The organism is Candidatus Pseudomonas auctus (assembly GCF_048654275.1).
Lineage (GTDB): Bacteria > Pseudomonadota > Gammaproteobacteria > Pseudomonadales > Pseudomonadaceae > Aquipseudomonas > Aquipseudomonas pharyngis.
Window position 1 is genome coordinate 193,842 of record NZ_JBJYZK010000003.1, and the last position, 23,581, is coordinate 217,422.

Genomic DNA, 23,581 nt, shown 5'->3' on the forward strand with positions numbered 1-23,581 from the left:
GCTCCCGTGGCCGAATGCGCCTGTCGCAAGACAAACGGCGCTCAGCCGCGCGGGTGATGTTTGGCATGCAGATCCTGCAAACGTGCCCGGGCGACGTGAGTGTAGATCTGCGTGGTCGACAGGTCGCTGTGGCCCAACAGCATCTGCACCACCCGCAAGTCGGCGCCATGGTTGAGCAGGTGGGTGGCAAACGCGTGACGCAAGGTGTGCGGCGACAGTGACTTGCCGATCCCGGCGACCTTTGCCTGATGCTTGATTCGATGCCAGAAGGTCTGGCGAGTCATCTGCTCGCCGCGCTGACTGGGAAACAGCACATCGCTCGGGCGACCGCCGAGCAGCTCGCCGCGACCGTCACGCAGGTAGCGCTCGACCCAGACAATCGCCTCCTCGCCCATCGGCACCAGCCGCTCCTTGCTGCCCTTGCCCATCACCCGCAACACGCCCTGACGCAGGTTGACCTGTTCCAGCGTCAGGCTGATCAGCTCGGTGACACGCAGGCCGCAGGCATACAAGACTTCGAGCATGGCGCGATCGCGCTGGCCGATGGCTTCGCTCAAGTCCGGCGCCTTCAGCAGCGCTTCGACGTCGGCTTCCGACAGGGATTTGGGCAGCGGCCGACCGAGTTGCGGCATATCCACGCGCAAAGTCGGATCAACCGAAATCAGTTTTTCCCGCAGCAGATAGCGATAAAAACCACGCACACCGGAGAGAAATCGCGCGGTGGAACGAGGTTTGTAGTTCTGTTCCAGACGCCAGGCCAGGTGATCGAGGATCAGTTCGCGACCGGCATTGACCAGTTCGAGACCTTTCTCCTGCAACCAGCCGTTGAACAGCGCGAGATCACTGCGGTAGGCGTCGCGAGTGTTGTCGGAGAGACCTTTTTCCAGCCAGAGGGCGTCGAGAAACTGGTCGATCAGTGGGTGGTCGATGGCAGGCATGGGCGCTCAAGACACGCAGGTTTGGCACTGCGCGCAAATAAAGAGTGAACGGTTGAAATGGCCGCTAGTCTTTCATAGCCCGCTATTTCAAGGAACAGGGAGCTTCAATGAACGAGCAGCAAATTCTGTTGGCTTTCGGTGGTATCGGCGCTGCCGCACTGGGCTGCCAATGGCTCGCCTGGCGCCTGAAGCTGCCGGCGATTCTGTTTCTGCTGCTGACCGGCATTCTGGCGGGCCCCGTGCTGGGCTGGCTCGACCCACAGGAAATGTTCGGCCCGTTGCTGATGCCATTGGTGTCGCTGGCGGTGGCACTGATTCTGTTTGAAGGCAGCCTGACCCTGCACCTGTCGGAATGGCGCGAGATCGGCAGCGTCGTGCATCGACTGGTCACAATCGGTGCCCTTTCGACCTGGGTAGTGATTGCGGTCGCGACGCACTGGCTGCTGGGTTTCGACTGGCTGTTGGCGATCCTGTTCGGCAGCCTGACCCTGGTCACCGGGCCGACCGTGATCGTGCCGATGCTGCGCGTGGTGCGGCCGAAGGCTTCGATCGCCAATATCCTGCGCTGGGAAGGGATTGTGATCGACCCGATCGGCGCGCTGCTCGCGGTGGTGGTCTACAGCTTCATCATCGCCCGGGCCGAAGGCCACGGCCTGGAACAGAGTCTGCTGACCTTCGGCGGGGTGATTGTCTGCGGCAGTGGGTTCGGCGTTGCCGGTGGCTGGCTGCTCGGCACGATCATCCGGCGCCAATGGCTACCGGAGTATTTGCACAATCTGGCATCGCTCGCCGCGGTGCTGGGGATATTCATCGCTGCCAACCAGGCTATGCACGAATCCGGGCTGTTGGCGGTGACACTGATGGGCATGTGGCTGGCGAACATGAAGGGTGTGGATGTGCGGCACATCCTGCACTTCAAGGAAAACCTCAGCGTGTTGCTGATTTCCGGGCTGTTCATTCTGCTGGCGGCCCGACTGGATCTGAACGCGTTGATCGGTCTCGGGCCGCTGGTGTTGATCCTGTTGCTGGTGATTCAGCTGATCGCCCGACCGTTGAACGTGGTGCTGAGCACCGCCGGTTCGAGCCTGAGTTGGCGTGAACGTGCGCTGTTGTGCTGGATTGCCCCGCGCGGGATTGTCGCGGCGGCGGTCTCGGCGATCTTTGCGATTCGCCTGGATGAAGCGGGCCATGAAGGCGCGCTGTTGCTGGTGCCACTGACCTTCGCGGTGATCATCGGCACCGTCGTGCTGCAAAGTGCAACCGCCCGGCCACTGGCGCGTTTGTTGAAGGTGGCGGAGCCTGCGCCCAGTGGCTTCCTTATCGTCGGGGCGAACGGGCCTGCGCGCCTGCTCGGCAAGTCGCTGCAACAGCTGGGCAGCCGGGTGCTGCTGACAGATTCAAGTTGGGAAAACATCCGGGCGGCGCGCATGGATGGCTTGCCGACCTACTTTGGCAATCCGGCCTCGCAGCACGCCGATGCGCATCTGGACCTGGTCGGACTGGGGCATTTGCTGGCGCTGTCACCGTCGGGCGAACTCAATACGCTGGCGGCCATGCGCTTTCGTCATGACTTTGGCCATCAGCGGTTGTTCGGGCTGGCCAGCGGTCAGGAAAGCCGGCGCAGCGACAAGCACCGCGCCAGCCTCGAACATCGCGGTAACCAACTGGGGAGCGAGGCGCTGACTTACGCCAGACTCGCCAGTCAACTGGGGCAAGGTGCCGATCTTTACAGCACGACGCTGACGGACGGGTTTGGCTGGGACAATTACCGTGCGCTGCATGGCAATCGCGCGACGCTGCTGTTCATGCGCGATGACAGCGGCTGGGTACATGTCGTGACGCCGGAAACCGTGCTAAAGCCGGGGCCGGGGTGGACGTTGCTGGCGCTGATTCAGCCTGAGGCCAACGCCGCTGCATAAATAGATTCGCGGGCAAGCCCGCTCCCCACAGTGTCCGTGTCGAACACAACATTAGCGGACAACACAAAATCTGTGGGGGCGGGCTTGCCCGCGAATGCCGCGGCTCGGTGCTGGATCAGGCCGCGAAACCCGGCAGCACCGGCACCGGACGCTTGTCATCATCGATGGCAACAAAGCTGAATTGCCCGTGAATGGCTTTCTCACGGCCGTCGCAGCTCATGCTTTCAACGAACACTTCCACCTCGACCTTGAGACTGGTGTTGCCGACCTTGATCACCCGCCCAACCAGTTCGACGATGGAACCTGCCGGGATCGCGTGATTGAAGTCGATGCGATCGGTCGACACGGTCACCAGCGGTAAACGGCAAAACCGGGTGGCGGTGATGAACGACACTTCGTCCATCCAGGCCAGCGCAGTGCCGCCGAACAGGGTGTTGTGGTGGTTGGTGGTCGGCGGGAAAACCGCCTTGGTCACGCGGGTCACCGAGAGTTCGGTGCGGCGTTCGATTTCTTGCTCGCGAGGGGTCATGGGTCAGGCCTGAAACAGAAATGCGGTGGATAAATTGCGGGCAACAAAAAAGCAGCCCGTAGGCTGCTTTTTTCTGCATCGGAAGCTGGACTTAAGCCAGTTTTTCCTTGATGCGAGCTGCTTTACCCGACAGGTCGCGCAGGTAGTACAGCTTGGCTTTACGTACGTCACCGCGACGCTTGACAGCCATGCTGTCGATTTGCGGGGAGTAGGTCTGGAAAGTACGTTCTACGCCAACACCGTTGGAGATTTTACGAACGGTGAACGCACTGTTCACGCCGCGGTTACGCTTGGCGATTACAACGCCTTCGAACGCTTGCAGACGGGAACGATCGCCTTCCTTCACTTTCACCTGAACGACGATGGTGTCGCCTGGGGCAAAGGTAGGGATTTCTTTGGTCATCTGCTCTGCTTCGAGTGCAAGGATGATTTTGTTGGTCATGCTGTGCTCCTAAGGTAAATCGTCTGATCTACCATCGATACGTTGTTAACTATCGTCCCGCTCGCGGATGTATTCCTCGAGCAGCTTCTTCTCTTCTCCAGAAAGCGAGCGGCTTTCCAGAAGATCGGCGCGTCGTTCAAAGGTCCTGCCAAGGGACTGCTGTAAACGCCAACGCCGGATATGCGCGTGATTGCCACTCAGCAACACGTCGGGAACACGCTGATCCGCATACACCTCAGGTCGGGTGTAGTGCGGGCAATCCAGCAGACCATCCGTAAAGGAATCTTCCTCAGCGGAATCCGCATGCCCTAAAGCTCCGGGCAGCAGTCGTGTAACCGCATCGATCATGACCATGGCCGGCAGCTCGCCGCCAGACAACACATAGTCACCAATCGACCACTCTTCATCGACATGAGCCTCAATAAAGCGCTCGTCAATGCCTTCATAGCGACCGGCAATCAGGATCAATGCATCCGATTTCGCCAGTTCGCGTACCGCCGACTGAGTCAGTTGACGGCCTTGGGGGGACAGGTAAATCACCTTCGCCGCCTCCCCGGCTGCTGCCTTGGCCTGAACCAGAGCATCTTCCAGGGGCTTGATCTTCATCACCATGCCCGGACCACCGCCAAACGGGCGATCGTCCACAGTGTGATGTCGATCCGTCGTGTAATCCCGCGGATTCCAACAGGTCAGCTGCAAGAGCCCCTGTTTGACCGCACGACTGGTAATGCCGTACTCACTGATGGCCGAGAACATCTCGGGGAACAGCGTAATGACGTCTACGCGCAGGCTGGCCATTGCTTAGAAGTCCGCGTCCCATTCCACCCTCATCACGCCTGCTTCCAGGTCGATTGCCAGCACGCATTGCTCCGTATAGGGCAACAACCGCTCGCGATCATCCAGGCTGCCAACGCAGGGCTTGACCACCAATACATCGTTCGCGCCGGTCTCCAACAGGTGATCAACCTTGCCGAACAATTGTTCGTCCTGGTTGATGACACTCAGACCTTCCAACTGGTACCAGTAGTACTCGTCGGCGGTCAGGTCGGGCAAAAGGCTTCGCGGGATGCAAATCTCGTAACCGCTCAGAAGACGGGCTTCATCGCGATCGTCGAGGCCTTTGAGCTTCACAACCAGATCCTTTTGAGTGGATCGGCCGCTGACCAGCTCGACCTGTTTCACCACGCCTTCGCGCCGAAGCGTCCAGTTGCGATAGCCCAACAGGTTTTCAATCGGATCGGTAAAGGAAAAGACCTTCACCTCGCCGCGAACGCCGTGAACCGAAAAAATCTTGCCGACAACGATCAGGTCATCAGCTTTTTCTGGCGTCGCGCTCATACTGCTCAGGCTGCAGCCTTGGCAGATTCCTTCAGCAACTGAGCAACACGCTCAGAAGGCTGTGCACCAACGCTCAGCCAGTAGGCAACGCGCTCTTGGTTCACGGACAGACGGATTTCCTGACCACGGGCAACAGGGTTGAAGAAGCCAACCTGTTCTTTGTGGGAACCGTCACGCGGGTTGCGGGAGTCGGTTACGGTCAGGTGGTAAAACGGGCGCTTTTTGGAGCCGCCAAGGGCAAGACGGATTGTTAGCATGTGAACATCGTTCCTGTAGTCGGTGCTGCAAATCTAAATGCACAGCGGGCATGGGTGCCCGAAAGGCCGCATATTCTAAGGAATATCCGGACTTTTGCAAATGACTTTTTCCGGCGCCTGTGGCAGGCCGTGCAGATTTGCATATGGGGCCGTCGTTCAAAACGGCCAGTCAGCTCCCGCCGAGTGCGGGTTTGCTGTGGATCCCGCTTCCTTGCGGGACTGCGCCGGTGCGACGACCGGCGAGTTCTTTTACATCTTTGGCATGCCGCCGCCGGGCAACATTCCGCCCATGCCGCGCATCATTTTCGCCATTCCGCCCTTGGCGGAGAATTTCTTCATCATCTTCTGCATCTGCTTGTGCTGCTTGATCAAGCGACCGATGTCCTGCACCTGGGTGCCGGAACCCATGGCGATCCGACGCTTGCGCGAACCGCTGATCAGCTCAGGGTCGCGGCGCTCGGCCGGGGTCATGGAATTGATGATGGCTTCCATCTGTTTGAACTGCTTCTCTGCGGCGCTCTGGGCATTGCCCATTTGCGAGAGATTGACACCGCCGATGCTCGGCAGCTTGTCCATGAGCCCGCCGAGGCCGCCCATGTTCTTCATCTGTTGCAGCTGATCACGGAAGTCTTCGAGGTCGAAGCCCTTGCCCTTCTTCAGCTTCTTGGCAAGCTTGTCGGCCTTGTCCTTGTCGAGGGTCGCTTCAGCCTGTTCGATCAGGCTGAGCACGTCGCCCATGCCGAGGATTCGCGAGGCGATACGCTCAGGGTGGAACGGATCGAGCGCTTCGCTCTTCTCGCCCATACCGATGAACTTGATCGGCTTGCCGGTGATCGCGCGAACGGACAGCGCGGCACCGCCACGGGCATCACCGTCGACCTTGGTCAGGATCACACCGGTCAGCGGCAGCGCATCACCGAAGGCCTTGGCCGTGTTGGCCGCGTCCTGACCGGTCATGGCGTCGACCACGAACAGGGTTTCAACCGGATTGATCGCGGCATGCAGCGCCTTGATCTCGCCCATCATCTCTTCATCGATGTGCAGACGACCGGCGGTGTCGACGATGACCACGTCGATGAATTTCAGTTTTGCTTCTTTAATAGCTGCGTTGGCGATGTCGACCGGTTTCTGGCTCAGGTCGGACGGGAAGAACGTCACGCCGATGTCGTTGGCCAGGGTTTCCAGCTGTTTAATAGCAGCAGGACGGTAGATGTCCGCCGACACGACCATGACCGACTTTTTCTTGCGCTCTTTAAGGAAGCGCGCCAGTTTGCCGGCGGTGGTGGTTTTACCCGCGCCCTGCAGACCGGCCATCAGAATGACGGCGGGCGGCACGGCGCTCAGGTTCAGGTCTTCGTTGGCCGCGCCCATCAGGCTTTCGAGTTCGGCCTGGACGATCTTCACAAACGCCTGGCCCGGCGTCAGGCTGCGCGACACCTCGGTGCCGACAGCGCGCTCCTTGACCGAATTGACGAAGTCCTTGACCACCGGCAGGGCGACGTCGGCCTCGAGCAACGCCATGCGCACTTCGCGCAGGGTGTCTTTGATATTGTCCTCGGTCAGCTTCGCCTTGCCGGTGACATGGCGCAGCGTCTGCGAGAGACGGTCGGTTAAGTTTTCAAACATTGCGCGATCCTTTCAGGCCCTGTGTAGACCGGGATAATGGCGGCCCAGACCGGAATCAACATGTGCTCGGCGAGCCTGCGGCGTGGGCAGGTCGCGGATTATAGCGAAGACTGCGGCTGGCGGACACCTCGCTGTCAGCTTGCCGGTCTTTCGTGCAACGGCGGTTCTATGCCAAACTCAGCCCCTTTCGGGCTTGCCTAACAGGATTTATGCTCCCCTTGTCACCGAGTTTGCTGACCACCCTCGCCGCCGCCCTTCTCTACGCCGCTGCGACCCTCTATCAGGGCACCCGCCTGGCCACTGGCGCCAAGGCCAACAAGCGCCTGCTGGTCTCGCTCGGCGTTCTCGCCGTGCTGGCCCACAGCGCCAGCCTGCTTACGCATTTATTGACGCCGATCGGTCTGGGCCTGGATTTCTTCAGCGCTTCGAGCCTGATCGCTGCGGCGGTCATTGCCCTGACCCTGCTCGCCTGCTCGCGGATTCCGGTGGAAAACCTGCTGGTGCTGCTGTTCCCGCTGGGTGCGATCACGGTGCTGCTGGCGCAGTTCGCGCCGGCCGGTACGGTGCAGATCATCGATGAAGAACCGGGCATCCTCGCGCACATCCTGTTGTCGATCCTCGCCTACGGCATGTTCACCATCGCGGTGTTCCAGGCCTTGTTGCTGCTGGTGCAGGATCATCAGCTCAAGCACAAGCACCCGTCCGGGCTGATCAAGAACTTCCCGCCACTACAAACCATGGAAAGCCTGCTGTTCGGCTTCCTCTGGGCTGGCTGGACGCTGCTGTCGCTGTCGTTGATCTCCGGCTGGCTGTTCGTCGAGAACCTGTTTGCCCAGCACCTGGTGCATAAAACCCTGCTGGCCTGCCTGGCCTGGATCGTGTTCAGCGTCCTGCTGTGGGGCCGTAACCGCCTCGGCTGGCGCGGACACAAGGCAATCCGCTGGACCCTCGCCGGTTTCTGCCTGCTGATGCTCGCGTATTTCGGCAGCAAACTGGTCCGTGAATACATCCTGCACATCTGACGGGCGGCATAAATGGACGGTTTGCCCATAGGGCCGATGCTCGCGGTATTTGTCCTGCTGATTCTCTGGTCAGGGCTGTTTACCGCCGTCGAAGCGGCGCAACAGCACCTGCTCGCGCAACGCACCGCATCCCGCGCCAGCGACAAGCCCCTGGCCAAGCTCAGCTTCCCGCTCGACAGCCTGATCCTCTGCAATACCCTGTGCCGCGCCCTCGCCGTCATTCTGGCCACGCTGCTGGCAATCTTTCTCTGTGAAGAAAACGGCCCCTGGGCGGCTTGCCTTGGCGCCGGCGCCCTGCTGCTGGTTTTTGCCGACTATTTCCCCCGCGCCCTCGCCCAGCGTTATCCGGATGCGGTGCTGTCGTTCGGCAATACGCTGCTGGCAGTACCGCTGAAGGTCGTTTACCCGCTTGCCTGGCTGCTCAGCCGCGTCAGTGGTTTGCTGATGCGCCCGTTCATCCGCAAGGCCCAGGTGGTGCAACAGAGCGAAGACGATGTGCCGGCGGAGCGTCATGATGACCCCGATCATCCAGTGCGCCCGCACCCGGTTTCGGGCATCCATGCGCTGGATAACATCACGGTCAACGACATTCTGGTGCCGCGCAGCGATGTCGACGGCATCAACCTCGACGATCCGATCGAAGAAATCACCGAGCAACTGCGCCACAACCGTCGTACTCGTCTGCCGCTGTTTCACAGCGATATCAATCAGGTCGAGGCGGTGCTCAACACCCGGCAGGTCCGCCATTTGCTGGACAATGGCAACCTGACCCGCGAAGCCTTGCTGGCGGCCAGTTACGAGCCCTACTTCGTTCCCGAAAGCACCCCGCTGCAACTGCAGCTGCTGAACTTCCACAAGCAGCAGCGGCGGCTGGGCATGGTGGTGGACGAGTACGGCGAAGTGCTGGGGATTGTCACCCTGGAAGACATTCTCGAAGAGATCGTCGGCGAATTCGAAAGCGAGCACAGCCTCGACAACCCGCACATCCACCCACAAGCCGATGGCCGCATGGTGATCGACGGCGCCGCGTCGATCCGCGAACTGAACAAATGCCTGGGCTGGCACCTGCCCAGCGACGGCCCCCGGACCCTCAACGGCCTAGTGACCGAAGCGCTGGAAACCATCCCGGAAAGCGCGGTCTGCCTGAAGATCGGCCGCTACCGGCTGGAGATTCTCGAAACCGAAGAGAACCGGGTCAGCAAGGTCCTGATCTGGCACACCTCCTCGGCCCCTGTGCTCGCCCCTGTCCGCTAGGCAGCCCCTTGTTCAATCGTTAGCCACCTTCCTATAATCGCGGTGCTTACCCAAGCCCCGCCGAACCGCGTGCTTACCCCGCACCCGACTGGTTCCGGCCGGTTCATCGGCAATATCCGCATCACACCGACGACTGTTCCTACCTGAAGCAGCGATCGCGCCTCATCCCACATCCCTGGGTGTTCGACCATAATAATTCGCTCCAACGGAGCTCATGACTGTCAGGGATCACCGCATGACGACCAGTACCGCTTACAGCGACACCACGCCCGCCCAACCGACCAACTCCGCCACCCGCGTGGCCACCGCGAGTTTCATCGGCACGGCCATCGAGTTCTACGATTTCTACGTCTACGCCACCGCTGCCGCGCTGGTGATCGGGCCGGTGTTCTTCCCGCAGACCTCCGGCACGGCGCAGATGCTCTCCGCCTTCCTGACCTTCGGCATCGCCTTCCTCGCCCGACCGCTGGGCTCGGCGCTGTTTGGCCACTTCGGCGACCGCATCGGCCGTAAATCCACGCTGGTGGCCTCACTGCTGCTGATGGGTGTCTGCACCACGCTGATCGGCGTGCTGCCGGGTTATGACACTATCGGCGCCTGGGCACCGATCCTGCTCTGCGTGCTGCGCTTCGGCCAGGGCCTGGGATTGGGGGGCGAATGGGGTGGCGCGGCGCTGCTGGCGACCGAAAACGCCCCGAAAGGCAAACGGGCGTGGTTCGGCATGTTCCCGCAACTCGGCCCTTCGATTGGTTTTCTGGCTGCCAACGGTCTGTTCCTGACGTTGGCCATGAGCCTGAGCGACGATCAATTCCGCAGCTGGGGCTGGCGGATTCCGTTCCTGCTCAGCGCCGTGCTGGTGATGGTCGGGCTGTACGTGCGCCTCAAGCTTCACGAAACCCCGGTGTTCGCCAATGCCATTGCCCGCCAGGAACGAGTGAAAGTGCCGCTGGTCGAGCTGTTCAGCCAATACTGGGCACCGACGCTGCTGGGCGCCGCCGCCATGGTGGTGTGTTACGCGCTGTTCTACATCTCGACCGTGTTTTCCCTGAGCTATGGCGTATCCACATTGGGTTACAGCCGCGAGACTTTCCTTGGACTACTGTGCTTCGCGGTGCTGTTCATGGCGGCCGCGACGCCGCTGTCGGCATGGGCCAGTGATCGTTACGGACGCAAACCGGTGCTGATCGTCGGCGGTGTGCTGGCGATTCTTTCCGGATTTCTGATGGAGCCGTTGCTGACTCAGGGATCGACCTGGGGCGTGGCCCTGTTCCTGTGCATCGAGCTGTTCCTGATGGGCGTGACATTCGCCCCGATGGGCGCTCTGCTGCCGGAACTGTTCCCGACGCACGTGCGGTATACCGGCGCATCGGCGGCCTACAACCTCGGCGGGATTGTCGGGGCCTCGGCGGCGCCGTTCTTCGCGCAGAAACTGGTGGCGATGGGCGGTTTGAGTTACGTCGGCGGGTATGTGTCGGCGGCCGCAGTGCTCAGCCTGATCGCTGTGCTGTGCCTGAAGGAGACGCGCAATAACGACCTGAATCAGGTGGTGTAAGCGCAAAGATCGCTCCCGCGCGGGCGGGAGCGATCAGATGGCGTGATTACAGCTCTACAACAACAGCCTGGGAAGCACGGGTCGCTTTGGCACGAGCAGCTTCAATCGACTCGTCGCGGGCCAGTGCAACACCCATGCGGCGCTGACCGTTGACTTCAGGCTTGCCAAACAGACGCAGCGCGGTATCCGGCTCGCTCAGTGCAGCACCGAGGTTGGCGAATGCGGTCTGGGTCGACTGACCTTCCACCAGAATCACCGCCGAGGCCGATGGACCGAACTGACGGATCAGCGGCACAGGCAGGCCGAGGATCGCCCGGGCGTGCAGGGCGAACTGCGACAGGTCCTGGGAAATCAGGGTCACCAGACCAGTGTCGTGCGGGCGCGGCGACACTTCGCTGAACCACACCTGATCGCCCTTGATGAACAGCTCGACGCCGAACAGGCCACGGCCGCCCAACGCTTCGGTCACGGCTTTGGCTACGCGCTCGGATTCAGCCAGCGCCACCGGGCTCATGGCCTGTGGCTGCCAGGATTCCTGATAGTCGCCCTTCTCCTGACGGTGGCCGACCGGAGCACAGAACGTCGTGCCGCCGACGTGACGCACGGTCAGCAGAGTGATTTCGTAGTCGAAATCGATGAAGCCTTCGATGATCACCCGACCTTTGCCGGCGCGACCACCCTCTTGCGCGTAATCCCAGGCTTTCTGCACGTCATCGGCGCTGCGCAGCAGGCTCTGGCCCTTGCCCGACGAACTCATCACCGGTTTTACGACGCACGGAAAGCCGAGGTCCTGAACGGCCTTGCTGTAATCCTCGAAGGTGTCGGCGAAGTGGTACGGCGAAGTCGGCAGGTCCAGCTCTTCGGCAGCCAGACGACGGATGCCTTCGCGGTTCATGGTCAGTTGCGCGGCGCGAGCGGTCGGGATCACGGTGAAGCCTTCGGCTTCCAGTTCGACCAGAGTGGCGGTGGCGATGGCTTCGATTTCCGGCACGATGAAGTGCGGCTTCTCGGCTTCGATCACGGCACGCAGGGCGGCGCCGTCGAGCATGTTGATCACGTGGCTGCGATGGGCAACCTGCATGGCCGGTGCATTGGCGTAACGGTCAACGGCGATCACTTCAACGCCCAGGCGCTGCAGCTCGATTACCACTTCCTTGCCCAACTCACCACAGCCACACAGCAATACGCGGGTCGCGGTCGGCGACAATGGAGTTCCGATACGGGTCATCTCAGGTCCTCAAAGAAGCGGATCATCGAGGAAAGCAACGCCAGACGCGCTTTCCATGGGGAGAAAGCGCGGCATTTTACATGAACCTGAGGGTTTGGCTTCAGCCGGCGACAGCCTGTTTGCGTTCGCGCCAGGCCATGATCAGCCAGACGGCGGTAACACCGGCGAACTTCGAGGCCAGCGCGGTGATGAGCACCGGCGGTGTCAGCAGGTCGATCATGCCAAAGAAGATGAAGGTATCAAGCGGAATGCTCAGCGCCGAACTGATCCACAAGCGGTCGCGCAACGGGCGCTTGGTAATGGTGAACACCAGCCAGTCGATGCACTCGGAGACCGCGAATGCCGTGGCGCTGGCCAGCGCAATCGACGGATCGGACGTGACATAGGACAGCACCAGCGCTGCCAGCATCGCCACGATCGCGCCATGACCGAAACGGGTCTGCACCATGTCGCGCAGCACGAACACCAGCCCGCCCCAGGCCGACCAGATGATGTCCAGGTGCGGCGCAGTGGAAAAGGCGAAGTTGATCAGCACGACGCTGCTGATGTAAGCGATGAGGAAAATCATGGGCGTGACCTGTCAATTTGGCGCACAGGTTACTTCAGCCCTTCGATGGCGCCAATCAAATCGGCTATTGCCCCGGCGTTTTGCCGATCATCCAGACCAGGCCACTGGCCTTGGCCCGCTCATGACACAGCCCAAGCACAACCCGGCGTTCATCATTGGTCATGCGGCTCCAGCGAGTGATCTCCTCGACCGTGCGCTGGCAACCGGTGCAAATATCGTCTTCGTCCAGCGCGCAAATGCTCACGCACGGCGAGGCGACAGGTCTTTCCGGGGTTGTCATTCTTCCTGCTCGACCAGATCGCGCGCATAGCGCTGGGAGTTATGCACATAGTGCGCGGCACTGGCTTCGAGCATCTTCTTCTGCGGCTCGGTCAGTTCGCGCACCACCTTGCCCGGCGAGCCCATCACCAGCGAGCCGTCAGGAATTTCCTTGCCTTCGCCGATCAGCGAATTGGCGCCGATGATGCAGTTCTTGCCGATCTTCGCGCCGTTGAGGATGACCGCGTTGATGCCGATCAGGCTGTAGTCGCCGACCGTGCAGCCGTGGAGCATGGCGTTGTGGCCGATGGTCACGCCGGTGCCGATGGTCAGCGGATAGCCCATGTCGGTGTGCATCACCGTGCCGTCCTGCACGTTGCTGTTCTTGCCGATCAGGATCAGTTCGTTGTCGCCGCGCAACACGGCGTTGAACCAGACGTTGGCGCCCTCTTCCAGTCTGACCTTGCCCACCAGCACGGCGTTGGGGGCGACCCAGCTCTGCGGATGGGTGTCGACACGGGCGTCGCCCAGGCGGTATTTCATCTTGTTTTCCTCAGGGCTCACGGTGGCTGGCCATTCGAACGATGGCTTCAGGTATTGATGAAGCTTTTGGGCGGTTGATGCAGGCTGATTCTGGCGTCATAGAGCAGGTTGATCAACTCGACGATCATGATCGCCGTCAGCCCCCAGATCTTGTATTCGCCGTAACGATAGCTCGGCACGTACCAACTGCGACCCTGATAGTCGATGCGGTGGGTGTGTTCGCGCGGATCCTTGCGGAAGAACTCCAGCGGCACACTGAACACCGCAGCGATCTCGGCATCATTGGCCTGGTATTCGACAAAATCGGGAATCACCCCGACATACGGAGTGACCTTGATGCCATGCAGGGAAATCAGCGGGCTGAGCGGACCGATCACTTCGACCAGTCCCGGCGGCAGGCCGATTTCCTCTTCGGCTTCACGCAGAGCGGTAAACACCAGGTCCGGGTCTTCCGGATCCCGACGCCCGCCCGGGAAGGCGACTTCGCCGCCGTGGGTCGAGAGACCACTGGCCCGCAGGGTGAGGACAAGTTCGGGTTCGTCACTGCGAGTAATCGGCACCAGGACAGCGGCCTCGGGGAAACGCGTGTCGGTCTCCAGCGTGCGCGGCGTGTGATTGCTTACCCGGTGCAGTAGCTCGTCCAGCATAAGTGTTCTCGATCGGTGCCTTACCCTGCATCATGCACCAATCATTGCGACCGCCCAAGCCCCGAACGGGCGTCATGTCGCGAAACGACAACTTGCCGACTGACACCGCTGCACGCCAAGATAGGCGCAGCATTCAGGAACCCCAGCATGAAATTTTGCAGCCAGTGCGGCAACCCGGTGACCCAGCGCATTCCCGAAGGCGACTCGCGGCTGCGATTCGTCTGCGACAGCTGTCAGACGATTCACTACCAGAACCCCAATATCGTGGCCGGTTGTGTACCGACCTGGGGCACCAAGGTCCTGCTGTGTCGCCGCGCCATCGAGCCACGCCTCGGTTACTGGACGCTGCCTGCCGGTTTCATGGAGAACGGCGAGACCATCGAACAGGCCGCCATCCGCGAAACCGCCGAGGAAGCCTGCGCCCGGGTGCGCAACCTGAGCATCTACACCCTGATCGACGTGCCGCACATCAGCCAGGTGCATGTGTTTTTCCGCGCCGAGCTGGCGGATCTGGACTTCGCCGCCGGCCCCGAAAGCCTGGAAGTACAACTGTTCGACGAAGCCGACATTCCCTGGGACGAGCTGGCTTTCCGCACGGTGGGCCGTACCCTGGAATGTTTCTTCGCTGACCGGCGCGTCGAGGTCTATCCGGTTCGTTCCGAATCGATCCCGCCGCTCACTCAACCAGCCATCACTTGATTTCGACGATGGCCGGCCGATAACCGGCTTACGCAGCCCGCGACAGCGCCTGCACACTATCTATAAATAAAGTATCTGCTTCATTTCTGGGGAATCGTTTCAATGCGCTGGTTGCTTGCCCTGTTCTGCCTGTCGTTCGTCACCGTCTCCCAAGCGTCATTCGTGACCACTGTGACGCCATCGAACACCCCGCTCATCGAAAAAGTACTGGTGCTCAAATCGGCTCATCAACTGCAGTTGATCGCCGACGGCAAGCCCCTCAAGAGCTATCGCATTTCCTTGGGCAAAGGCGCGAAAAAAGGCCCGAAACTGATTGAAGGCGACAAACGCACGCCGGAAGGTTTCTATTGGATCGACTGGCGCAAGACCAGCGACAAATTCAACCTGTCGATGCACATCTCCTACCCGAACATCAGCGACTCCGCCCGCGCCCGCCGCGAAGGCGTCGAGCCTGGCGGAATGATCATGATCCACGGCACGCCGGACTCCGAAGACAACCCGGAACAACTGTTCCACACCCTGGACTGGACCGACGGCTGCATTGCCATGCGCAACGTCGACATGCGCGAAGTCTGGAACCTGGTGCCGGATGGCACGATGATCGAAATCCGCCCCTGATTCCGTAGCCAGGGCACCTGTTCCCTCCGGGCCGCGAAGCGGCCCTTTCTCCTGACCATTGGTCGCCCGTAAAAAATAAATTCAAAAGATCGCAGCCTGCGGCCAGGCCTGAACGGTGATACCACTTTCACCCGCCAGAACGGCCGCAGACTGCGATTTTTTGCGTTTTACAGTCCACCTCTAATACCACTTGAAACCACCCACCTTGAAACCCTCGAAACCATAGGCCTACAGGCATTTCCGACGCGTTGACATGGTATGCAAGTGGTATTAGTTTTCGCCCGACAACCGAGCGACAACAATCCTATATCAGCGCCGGAAAAGCCTTACATGAACGACCTCCACGCCCTACGTCCCGACGACTCCCAGCCGACGCCGCTGTACCTGCAACTGGCGCGCAATCTGGAAGCGGCGATCCATGCCGGCCAGTGGAAAGCCGAACAGGCGATGCCGTCGGAGCGCAGTCTCAGCGAAATGCTGGGGATTTCCCGGGTCACCGCGCGCAAGGCGCTGGAAGTCCTGCTCGATCAAGGTTTGATCCGCCGCCTGCAAGGTTCCGGCACTTTCATCACCCCACGCCTTGAACAACCGCTGTCGCGTCTGTCGGGTTTCAGCGAGATGCTGCGCCTCAAGGGCTTCGTGCCCAGCTCGCAATGGCTTGAGCGGGAAATCACCCTGCCGACCCACGAAGAACTGATCCGCCTCGGCCTGTCGCCAAACGACAAGGTCGCGCGCATGAAACGCCTGCGCAAGGCCGACGACACCGTGATGGCCATCGAGATGAGCACCCTGCCCGCCTCGATCATGCCCAAGCCACAGGTGGTGGGCGATTCCCTCTACGAACACCTCGACAGCATCGGCAAGCCGATCGTGCGCGCCTTGCAGCACATCCAGGCCATCAATGCCTCGGACGAGTTCGCCGCACTGGTCGGCATCGCCCCCGGCACCGCGATGCTGCTGATGACCCGGGTCGGCTACCTGGAAGACAACACGCCGATCGAAGTCACCGACACCTATTGCCGCAACGACTACTACGACTTTGTTGCAGAGCTGCGCCGCTGATCAGCAGCCAGGCCAAACGAGAGAAGCGAAATGTCTGAAGACAACATCCTCACCGCTGACGGCTGGATTCGCGGCCGGCTGATCCACGAACACGGCAGAGTCGTGTCGATCGAAGGCGAGCCTTGCGATCCGGCGACCAATGACCTGCCGTATCTGCTGCCGGGTTTCATCGACCTGCACGTCCACGGCGGTGGCGGCAAGGACATCATGGAGGGCGCCAGCGCCTTCGAGACCATCACCAAGACCCACGTGCGCTTCGGCACCACCTCGCTGCTGGCCACCACGATGACCGCGCCGAGTGCCGAGATTTCCAGCGTGCTCAAGGAAGTCGGCGAGTTCTGTGAACAGCGCCCGAAAGGTGCCGCCCGGGTTCTCGGCGTTCACCTTGAAGGCCCCTACATCAATCCCGGCAAACTCGGCGCACAACCGAACTTTGCCCACACCGCGTTGATGGCCGAGGTCGAAGACTATCTGGCACTGGCGCCGATTCGGGTGATCACCATCGCCCCGGAAATCGCCGGCCATGACGGTTTGATTCGTGAACTCAGCAGCCGTGGCATCCGCATGCAGATCGGCCACACCCTCGGCAGTTACGAGGAAGGCGTCGCCGCCCTCGAAGCCGGCGCCACCAGTTTCACCCACTTGTACAACGCCATGAGTCCGCTGCATCACCGCGAACCGGGCATCGTCGGTGCGGCGCTGGCCCACGCCAAATTCGCCGAACTGATTCCGGACTTGCTGCACGTGCACCCCGGCGCGATCCGGGTGGCCCTGCGTTCGATCCCCTGCCTGTACTGCGTGACCGACTCAACAGCCGCTGCCGGCATGCCCGACGGCGAATACAAGCTCGGCAGCCACACCGTCACCAAATGCCTGGGCGGCGTGCGCCTGCCCGATGGCACCCTGGCGGGCAGCACCCTGACCATGGATCAGGCCCTGCGCAATCTGGTGAAGATCGGTCTGCCGATCGCCGAGGCCTCGCAACGTCTTTCGCAATTCCCCGCCGACTATCTCGGCATCACCGAACGCGGGCGCCTTGCACCTGGCGCCTGGGCCGACTGCGTGCGGCTGGATCGCTCACTCACACTGACCGCCGTCATGGTCGAAGGAGAAGACATTGACTTCAAAAATGCTTGAGGAGGCGCTGTCCTCATTCGAGGCCGTGCAAGCCCAACTGCAACAGCTCGACTCGCCAATGATCGAGATCGCCGGGCGCCTGCGTCGTCAGCCGCCGCAAGTGGCGATGACCGTCGCCCGAGGCAGCTCCGACCATGCGGCGAGCTACTTCGCCTACCTGACCATGCAGCAACTGGGGATTCCGGTGGCGTCGCTGCCGATGTCGGTGGTGACCATGCAACAGGCGCCGTTGAAGGTCAGCGGTCAGGTTGCGTTCGCGTTTTCCCAGTCGGGCCAGAGCCCGGATCTGGTCAACAGCCTGCGCCTGTTGCGCAAGCGCGGCGCGCTCAGTGTGTCGATGGTCAACGCCGCCGATTCGCCGCTGGAGGCTGCGTGCGAATTCAGCCTGCCATTACTGGCCGGCACCGAAAGCAGTGTCGCCGCGACCAAGAGTTTCATCGCCACCCTCAGCGCCAGCGCCCGTCTGATCGCGCACTGGAAAGAAGACGCCGAATTGCTGGAGGCGCACAACGCCCTGCCCGAAGGCCTGCGCGAAGCCGCGCAACAGGACTGGAGCCTGGCCATCGACGCCCTGCGCGATTGCGAACGCCTGATGGTGATCGGCCGTGGCGCCGGTTTTGCCATTGCCCAGGAAGCCGCGCTGAAATTCAAGGAAACCTCGGCGATCCAGGCCGAAGCCTTCAGCAGCGCCGAAGTCCGTCACGGCCCGATGGCCCTGATCGACGAACACTACCCATTGCTGGTGTTCGCCCCGCGCGGCGCCGAACAGGCCGGTCTGCTGAGCCTGGCAGCCGAGATGCGTCAGCGCGGCGCCCGGGTGCTGCTGGCCGCCCCGGATGACGTGAGCGAACGCGACCTGACCCTCAGCCGTGCCGAGCACCCGGCCCTCGATCCGATCCTGGCGATCCAGAGTTTCTACGTGATGGCGGCCGGTCTGGCCGTGGCCCGTGGCATGGACCCGGATCAGCCGCGACACCTGAGCAAAGTCACCCGTACGCACTGAGTCCGAACCGAACGTTTTCCTGATGAGACCGAGCCATGCACAACAACAATAAAGAGCTGACTTTAAGCGCCCCGCTCAGCGGCCCGGTGCTCACGCTCGCCAACGTTCCGGACGCGGTGTTCGCCAGCGGCGCGATGGGCGACGGCATTGCCATCGATCCGCTGAACGACACCCTGTATTCGCCCTGCGCTGGCGTGGTGATCCACGTCGCCCGCACCGGCCATGCACTGACCGTGCGCGCCGACAACGGCGCCGAGCTGTTGCTGCACCTCGGTCTGGACACGGTGGAGTTGCAGGGTGAAGGCTTCTCGATGCTGGTCAAGGAAGGCGCGCGGGTCAGCAATGGCCAGCCGCTGCTGCGCTATGACCTGGACAAGGTCGGCCGCCAGTGCAAAAGCCTGGTCAGCCTGCTGATCCTGACCAACAGCCAGGATTTTCAGGCGCGCCCCATCACCCTGAAAACGGTGAAGGTGGGCGAACCGCTGCTGCACATCGTCGCTCGTCACAGCGCAGCGGCGAACACAGAAGAACTCGGCGGTCCGGAAGTTCTCGGTCACGTGCAGGTTGCCCATCGCGGCGGTCTGCATGCGCGCCCGGCGGCGTTGATCCGCCAGACCGCGCAAGGGTTCAAGAGCCAGTCCGAGCTGCATTTCGCCGGCAAGTCGGCACCGTGCAACAGCCTCACCGGCTTGATGGGCCTGGCGATTGGCGAGCAGGACGAAGTGCAGGTCAGTTGCCAGGGCCCGGACGCACAAGCGGCGTTGCAAGCCTTGCTCACCGCACTGGCCACCGCACTGCCCGAAGACCATCATGCCGCCGCACCGGTTGCCGCCGCTCCACGCAATCGCTCGGCCGAGGCTGGCGTGTTGCACGGTGTGTGCGCCGCGCCGGGACTGGTGGGCGGGCCGCTGTTTCGTCTGAACGCGATCAGCCTGCCGGCCGACACCGGCAATCATCAGCCCGAGCATCAACTACAGATTCTCGACACCGCGCTGAATCAGGTTCGCAGCGAAATCGACGGCACCCTCGTCCAGGCGAAAAAACAGCGCAATGCCGACGAGGAAGCGATCTTCGCCGCGCACCTGGCCTTGCTGGAAGACCCGGCCTTGCTCGACGCCGCCCAGCAATCGATTGAAACCGGCACGGCGGCGACCCACGCCTGGAGCCAGTCCATCGATGCGCAATGCGAAGTGCTGCAAAACACCGGCAGCCCACTGCTGGCCGAGCGCGCCAACGATCTGCGCGACCTCAGGCAACGAGTGCTGCGCGCCCTGCTCGGCGAAGCCTGGCACTACGACGTGCCGGTCGGCGCCATCGTCGCCGCCCACGAACTGACGCCGTCGGACCTGCTGCAACTGAGCGCGCAAGGCGTCGCCGGTTTGTGCATGGCCGAAGGTGGCGCGACTTCCCACGTGGCGATTCTGGCTCGGGGCAAAGGCCTGCCGTGCGTGGTCGCACTGGGCTCGGCGCTGCTCGATCAAGCGCAAGGCCTGTCGGTGGTCCTCGACGCCGACGGCGGTCGCCTCGAGCTGACGCCGAATGCCGAGCGTCTGGCCGAAGTGCAGCAGGCGCAAATCGACCGTCAACAACGGCGCGACGCCCAGCAGGCCCAGGCCCATCTGCCGGCCGAAACCCGCAACGGCGTATCCATCGAAGTGGTCGCCAACGTCGCCTCCAGCCATGAAGCGGCCGATGCGTTTGCCAATGGCGCCGATGGCGTCGGCCTGTTGCGCACCGAATTTCTGTTCGTCGACCGCCAGACTGCGCCGGACGTCGAAGAGCAACGCGCTGCCTATCAAGCCGTGATCGATGCCATGGGCGACAAGTCGGTGATCATCCGCACCATCGACGTCGGTGGCGACAAACAACTCGATTACCTGCCGCTGCCAGTAGAGGCCAACCCGGTGCTCGGCCTGCGTGGCATTCGCCTGGCCCAGGCCCGCCCGGAAATCCTCGATCAGCAACTGCGTGCGCTGCTGCAAGTCAGCCCGTTGCAGCGCTGCCGGATCCTGCTGCCGATGGTCACCGAGGTCGACGAACTGCTGCATATCCGTCAACAGGTCAATGCGTTGTGCCTGGAACTGGGCATCAATCAACGTCCGGAAATCGGCGTGATGATCGAAGTCCCGGCCGCCGCGTTGCAGGCCGAGCAACTGGCCGAACACGCCGACTTCCTGTCCATCGGCACCAACGACCTGTCGCAATACACCCTGGCCATGGACCGCGACCACGCCGGCCTTGCCGCGCGGGTCGATGCCTTGCACCCGGCGCTGCTACGCCTGATCGCCATGACCTGCGAAGGCGCGGCGGTGCATAAACGCTGGGTCGGCGTGTGCGGCGCCCTCGCCTCGGATCCACTGGCGACGCCAGTGTTGATCGGCCTGGGCGTGACCGAACTGTCGGTGAGCCCGGTACAGATCGGCGAAATCAAGGACCGCGTGCGCCAGCTGCACGAAGCCGAATGCCAACGCCTCGCCCGGGACTTGCTCAAGCTGAGCAGCGCCGCCGCGGTGCGTCATGCCTGTCATCAACATTGGCCTCTGCGCTAACAAAAACAACAAGGACAAACGCCATGTACCAACTCTTCATCGAAGGCCTGCAACGCCTCGGCCGCGCGCTGATGCTGCCGATCGCAATCCTGCCGATCGCCGGCCTGCTGCTGCGCCTGGGCGACACTGACCTGCTGAACATCGCAATCATCCACGACGCCGGTCAGGTGATCTTCGCCAACCTGGCGATGATCTTCGCCATCGGCATCGCGGTCGGTTTCGCCCGGGACAACAACGGCACCGCCGGCCTCGCCGGGGTGATCGGTTATCTGGTGATGATCTCCACCCTCAAGGTGCTCGACGCCAGCATCAACATGGGCATGCTCGCCGGGATCGTCAGCGGCCTGATGGCCGGCGCGCTGTACAACCGCTTCAAGGACATCAAGCTGCCGGAGTACCTCGCCTTTTTCGGTGGCCGGCGTTTTGTGCCGATCGTCACCGGGTTCGCGGCGGTCGGTCTGGGCGTGGTGTTCGGCTACATCTGGCCGCCGATCCAGCACGGCATCAACAGCTTCGGCGCTTTGATGATGGAAAGCGGCAGCCTTGGCGCCTTCGTGTTTGGCGTGTTCAACCGCCTGCTGATCGTCACCGGCCTGCACCATATCCTCAACAACATGGCGTGGTTCGTGTTCGGCAACTTCACCGACCCGACCACCGGTGCTCTGGTCACTGGCGATCTGTCGCGTTACTTCGCCGGCGATCCCAAGGGCGGCCAGTTCATGACCGGCATGTTCCCGATGATGATCTTCGGCCTGCCGGCCGCGTGCCTGGCGATGTACCGCAACGCCCTGCCGGAACGCCGTAAGGTCATGGGCGGGATCTTCCTGTCGATGGCCCTGACCTCATTCTTGACCGGGGTGACCGAGCCCATCGAATTTGCCTTCATGTTTCTGGCGCCGCTGCTGTATCTGGTGCATGCGTTGCTGACCGGATTGTCGATGGCGATCACCAATGCGCTGAACATTCATCTGGGCTTCACCTTCTCCGGTGGTTTCATCGACATGGTGCTGGGCTGGGGACGCTCCACCAACGGCTGGCTGGTGGTGCCGGTGGGACTGGTTTATGCCGTCATCTATTACGCGGTGTTCGACTTCTGTATCCGCCGTTTCAATCTGAAAACCCCGGGACGTGAAGACGTGGCCGCTGCCGAGAAATCCGTGCTGACAGAAAACGAGCGCGCCGCTGCGTACATCAAAGCCTTGGGAGGTGCCGAGAATCTGGTCACCGTCGGCGCGTGCACCACGCGGCTGCGACTGGAAATGGTCGATCGCAACAAAGCCTCCGATGCCGATTTGAAAGCACTGGGTGCAATGGCCGTGGTACGTCCGGGCAAGGGCGGCAGCCTGCAGGTGGTCGTTGGGCCGATGGCCGACAGCATTGCCGACGAAATCCGCCTGGCGATGCCCGCATTGGGCCGAGTCGTAGTGGCTGCTCCTGTCACAGTCGTCGAAACCAGCGAGCCCGTTGCTATAGCCGCACCGCAAGCCCAGCAATGGCTGAGCGCCCTGGGCGGCAGCGACAACGTGCTGCAACTCGACTGCATCGCCATGAGCCGCATCCGCCTGCAACTGGCCGATGGCAAAGCGCTGTCGGAAAGCCGATTGAAAGAACTTGGATGTCTGGGTGTGAGCGCGCTGGAGGATGGCGTATGGCACTTGCTGGTAGGTGAGCGGGCGCAGAGTCTGAGTGCGGCGTTGGAGGGGTTGGTCAATCGGAGTGAGGTGAGTGCCAAGGTTTAGGGCGACCTCTGAATCGATGGGTGGGGGTGATTCGATGTATCTTTGTACGGTCGCAGAATTCCCCTCACCCTAACCCTCTCCCGGAGGGAGAGGGGACTGACCGCGTTGTTTGGGAGAGGTACGCCGACGTGACATACCGAGGTGAACTCGGGTAATAAAATGCATGCAACTCGAATCGTGCTTCCTCTATTTCCTCTATTTCCTCTATTTCCTTTGCTTCCTTTGCTTCCTTTGCTTCCTTTGCTTCCTCCCCTTCTTCTGCTCCTGCTCCTGCTCCTGCTTCAGCTTTCGCTCCCCACCACTCAACACGATGAGCGTTAGCTCGAGTAAGGCTTTTGACGTACCGGCCCCATCGGAAGGCTGAGTGGAGGGATTTATCCGGGGGTGGGAGCGCAGCGACCGTGCGGCGCAGCCGCATGCATCGAGAGGAGGTGCAGCGAAGCAAACCGTAGGCGATGCCCCCGGATGAATCCCGGAACGAAGGAACACCGAGCCTAGGCGAGGTGCCGAACGCAGGGGACCAGACCTTTGGTTACTTTGGGGCGTTTGCCAAAGTGACCCGCCGTAAGGGCGGAACCATAAGCCGCCGCACCCGAAGAAACGGATATTCACCCAACCCAAACCCCAAACAACAAAAAACCCGCTGAAATCAC

23 protein-coding genes are annotated in these 23,581 nt (G+C 61.7%); 11 read left to right on the forward strand and 12 right to left on the reverse strand.

Features of this window, described 5'->3' with window-relative positions; all coding sequences use genetic code 11:
• Positions 1-41: 41 nt before the first annotated feature.
• Positions 42-938 carry a site-specific tyrosine recombinase XerD gene (gene xerD / locus ACKUG4_RS07330; RefSeq protein WP_210711064.1) on the reverse strand — a complete coding sequence of 299 codons (897 nt, stop codon included), beginning with the start codon at positions 936-938 and terminating at the stop codon, positions 42-44.
• Between the two features lie 107 nt (positions 939-1,045).
• On the opposite strand from xerD, the gene ACKUG4_RS07335 reads away from it, so the two are divergent.
• Complete coding sequence (locus ACKUG4_RS07335; RefSeq protein ID WP_445433734.1) at positions 1,046-2,857, forward strand: cation:proton antiporter; 1,812 nt, start codon at positions 1,046-1,048, stop codon at positions 2,855-2,857.
• 115 nt (positions 2,858-2,972) lie between these two features.
• Here ACKUG4_RS07335 and ACKUG4_RS07340 read toward each other — a convergent pair whose 3' ends face one another.
• The 6 genes from ACKUG4_RS07340 to ffh form a co-directional block, all read right to left on the reverse strand.
• Positions 2,973-3,386, reverse strand: a complete 414-nt coding sequence (locus ACKUG4_RS07340; RefSeq protein ID WP_011332614.1) for an acyl-CoA thioesterase — start codon at positions 3,384-3,386, stop codon at positions 2,973-2,975.
• A gap of 91 nt (positions 3,387-3,477) precedes the next feature.
• On the reverse strand, positions 3,478-3,828 hold the full coding sequence (gene rplS / locus ACKUG4_RS07345; RefSeq protein WP_003175895.1) for a 50S ribosomal protein L19: 351 nt from the start codon (positions 3,826-3,828) through the stop codon (positions 3,478-3,480).
• 45 nt (positions 3,829-3,873) lie between these two features.
• A complete protein-coding gene (gene trmD / locus ACKUG4_RS07350; RefSeq protein ID WP_039769553.1) occupies positions 3,874-4,626 on the reverse strand; it encodes a tRNA (guanosine(37)-N1)-methyltransferase TrmD in 753 nt (250 codons plus the stop codon).
• 3 nt (positions 4,627-4,629) lie between these two features.
• Positions 4,630-5,166: a ribosome maturation factor RimM gene (rimM, locus tag ACKUG4_RS07355; protein WP_011332613.1), complete on the reverse strand. Its 537-nt coding sequence runs from the start codon at positions 5,164-5,166 to the stop codon at positions 4,630-4,632.
• Positions 5,167-5,171: 5 nt separating this feature from the next.
• Complete coding sequence (rpsP, locus tag ACKUG4_RS07360) at positions 5,172-5,423, reverse strand: 30S ribosomal protein S16 (protein ID WP_003185073.1); 252 nt, start codon at positions 5,421-5,423, stop codon at positions 5,172-5,174.
• Between the two features lie 249 nt (positions 5,424-5,672).
• On the reverse strand, positions 5,673-7,049 hold the full coding sequence (gene ffh / locus ACKUG4_RS07365) for a signal recognition particle protein (protein ID WP_064593624.1): 1,377 nt from the start codon (positions 7,047-7,049) through the stop codon (positions 5,673-5,675).
• 209 nt (positions 7,050-7,258) lie between these two features.
• On the opposite strand from ffh, the gene ACKUG4_RS07370 reads away from it, so the two are divergent.
• The 3 genes from ACKUG4_RS07370 (at position 7,259) to ACKUG4_RS07380 (ending at position 10,877) form a co-directional block, all read left to right on the forward strand.
• Positions 7,259-8,071 (forward strand): cytochrome C assembly family protein, encoded by an 813-nt coding sequence (locus ACKUG4_RS07370; RefSeq protein ID WP_039769548.1) that lies wholly within the window; start codon positions 7,259-7,261, stop codon positions 8,069-8,071.
• 12 nt (positions 8,072-8,083) lie between these two features.
• The gene (locus ACKUG4_RS07375; RefSeq protein WP_445433735.1) at positions 8,084-9,325 is read left to right on the forward strand and encodes a transporter associated domain-containing protein; all 1,242 of its coding nucleotides are present in this window, start codon (positions 8,084-8,086) and stop codon (positions 9,323-9,325) included.
• 235 nt (positions 9,326-9,560) lie between these two features.
• Positions 9,561-10,877: an MFS transporter gene (locus ACKUG4_RS07380; RefSeq protein WP_134334042.1), complete on the forward strand. Its 1,317-nt coding sequence runs from the start codon at positions 9,561-9,563 to the stop codon at positions 10,875-10,877.
• Positions 10,878-10,923: 46 nt separating this feature from the next.
• Here ACKUG4_RS07380 and purT read toward each other — a convergent pair whose 3' ends face one another.
• From purT to ACKUG4_RS07405, 5 genes are all read right to left on the reverse strand, one after another.
• On the reverse strand, positions 10,924-12,105 hold the full coding sequence (purT, locus tag ACKUG4_RS07385) for a formate-dependent phosphoribosylglycinamide formyltransferase (protein WP_039769540.1): 1,182 nt from the start codon (positions 12,103-12,105) through the stop codon (positions 10,924-10,926).
• A 100-nt stretch (positions 12,106-12,205) separates the two neighbouring features.
• Complete coding sequence (locus tag ACKUG4_RS07390; protein WP_085611431.1) at positions 12,206-12,673, reverse strand: preQ0 transporter; 468 nt, start codon at positions 12,671-12,673, stop codon at positions 12,206-12,208.
• Positions 12,674-12,737: 64 nt separating this feature from the next.
• Positions 12,738-12,953, reverse strand: coding sequence for a DUF1289 domain-containing protein (locus tag ACKUG4_RS07395; protein WP_007954618.1), 216 nt, complete (start codon positions 12,951-12,953; stop codon positions 12,738-12,740).
• On the reverse strand, positions 12,950-13,474 hold the full coding sequence (locus ACKUG4_RS07400) for a gamma carbonic anhydrase family protein (RefSeq protein ID WP_025112181.1): 525 nt from the start codon (positions 13,472-13,474) through the stop codon (positions 12,950-12,952). Before ACKUG4_RS07400 ends, ACKUG4_RS07395 begins: the two co-directional genes overlap by 4 nt.
• 47 nt (positions 13,475-13,521) lie before the next feature.
• Positions 13,522-14,121 (reverse strand): CoA pyrophosphatase, encoded by a 600-nt coding sequence (locus tag ACKUG4_RS07405; RefSeq protein ID WP_039769535.1) that lies wholly within the window; start codon positions 14,119-14,121, stop codon positions 13,522-13,524.
• Between the two features lie 147 nt (positions 14,122-14,268).
• On the opposite strand from ACKUG4_RS07405, the gene ACKUG4_RS07410 reads away from it, so the two are divergent.
• The 7 genes from ACKUG4_RS07410 (at position 14,269) to nagE (ending at position 22,928) form a co-directional block, all read left to right on the forward strand.
• Positions 14,269-14,820: an NUDIX hydrolase gene (locus ACKUG4_RS07410; protein ID WP_064593610.1), complete on the forward strand. Its 552-nt coding sequence runs from the start codon at positions 14,269-14,271 to the stop codon at positions 14,818-14,820.
• Between the two features lie 102 nt (positions 14,821-14,922).
• Positions 14,923-15,438, forward strand: coding sequence for a L,D-transpeptidase family protein (locus ACKUG4_RS07415; RefSeq protein ID WP_007954614.1), 516 nt, complete (start codon positions 14,923-14,925; stop codon positions 15,436-15,438).
• A gap of 330 nt (positions 15,439-15,768) precedes the next feature.
• Positions 15,769-16,500, forward strand: coding sequence for a GntR family transcriptional regulator (locus ACKUG4_RS07420; RefSeq protein WP_064593607.1), 732 nt, complete (start codon positions 15,769-15,771; stop codon positions 16,498-16,500).
• Between the two features lie 30 nt (positions 16,501-16,530).
• Positions 16,531-17,637 (forward strand): N-acetylglucosamine-6-phosphate deacetylase, encoded by a 1,107-nt coding sequence (nagA, locus tag ACKUG4_RS07425; RefSeq protein ID WP_085647759.1) that lies wholly within the window; start codon positions 16,531-16,533, stop codon positions 17,635-17,637.
• A complete protein-coding gene (locus tag ACKUG4_RS07430) occupies positions 17,618-18,640 on the forward strand; it encodes an SIS domain-containing protein (protein ID WP_236189734.1) in 1,023 nt (340 codons plus the stop codon). The genes nagA and ACKUG4_RS07430 overlap by 20 nt, the downstream gene beginning before the upstream one ends.
• Before the next feature lie 35 nt (positions 18,641-18,675).
• The gene (gene ptsP, locus ACKUG4_RS07435) at positions 18,676-21,189 is read left to right on the forward strand and encodes a phosphoenolpyruvate--protein phosphotransferase (RefSeq protein ID WP_445433736.1); all 2,514 of its coding nucleotides are present in this window, start codon (positions 18,676-18,678) and stop codon (positions 21,187-21,189) included.
• A 23-nt stretch (positions 21,190-21,212) separates the two neighbouring features.
• On the forward strand, positions 21,213-22,928 hold the full coding sequence (nagE, locus tag ACKUG4_RS07440; RefSeq protein WP_085647756.1) for an N-acetylglucosamine-specific PTS transporter subunit IIBC: 1,716 nt from the start codon (positions 21,213-21,215) through the stop codon (positions 22,926-22,928).
• Positions 22,929-23,581 lie beyond the last annotated feature (653 nt).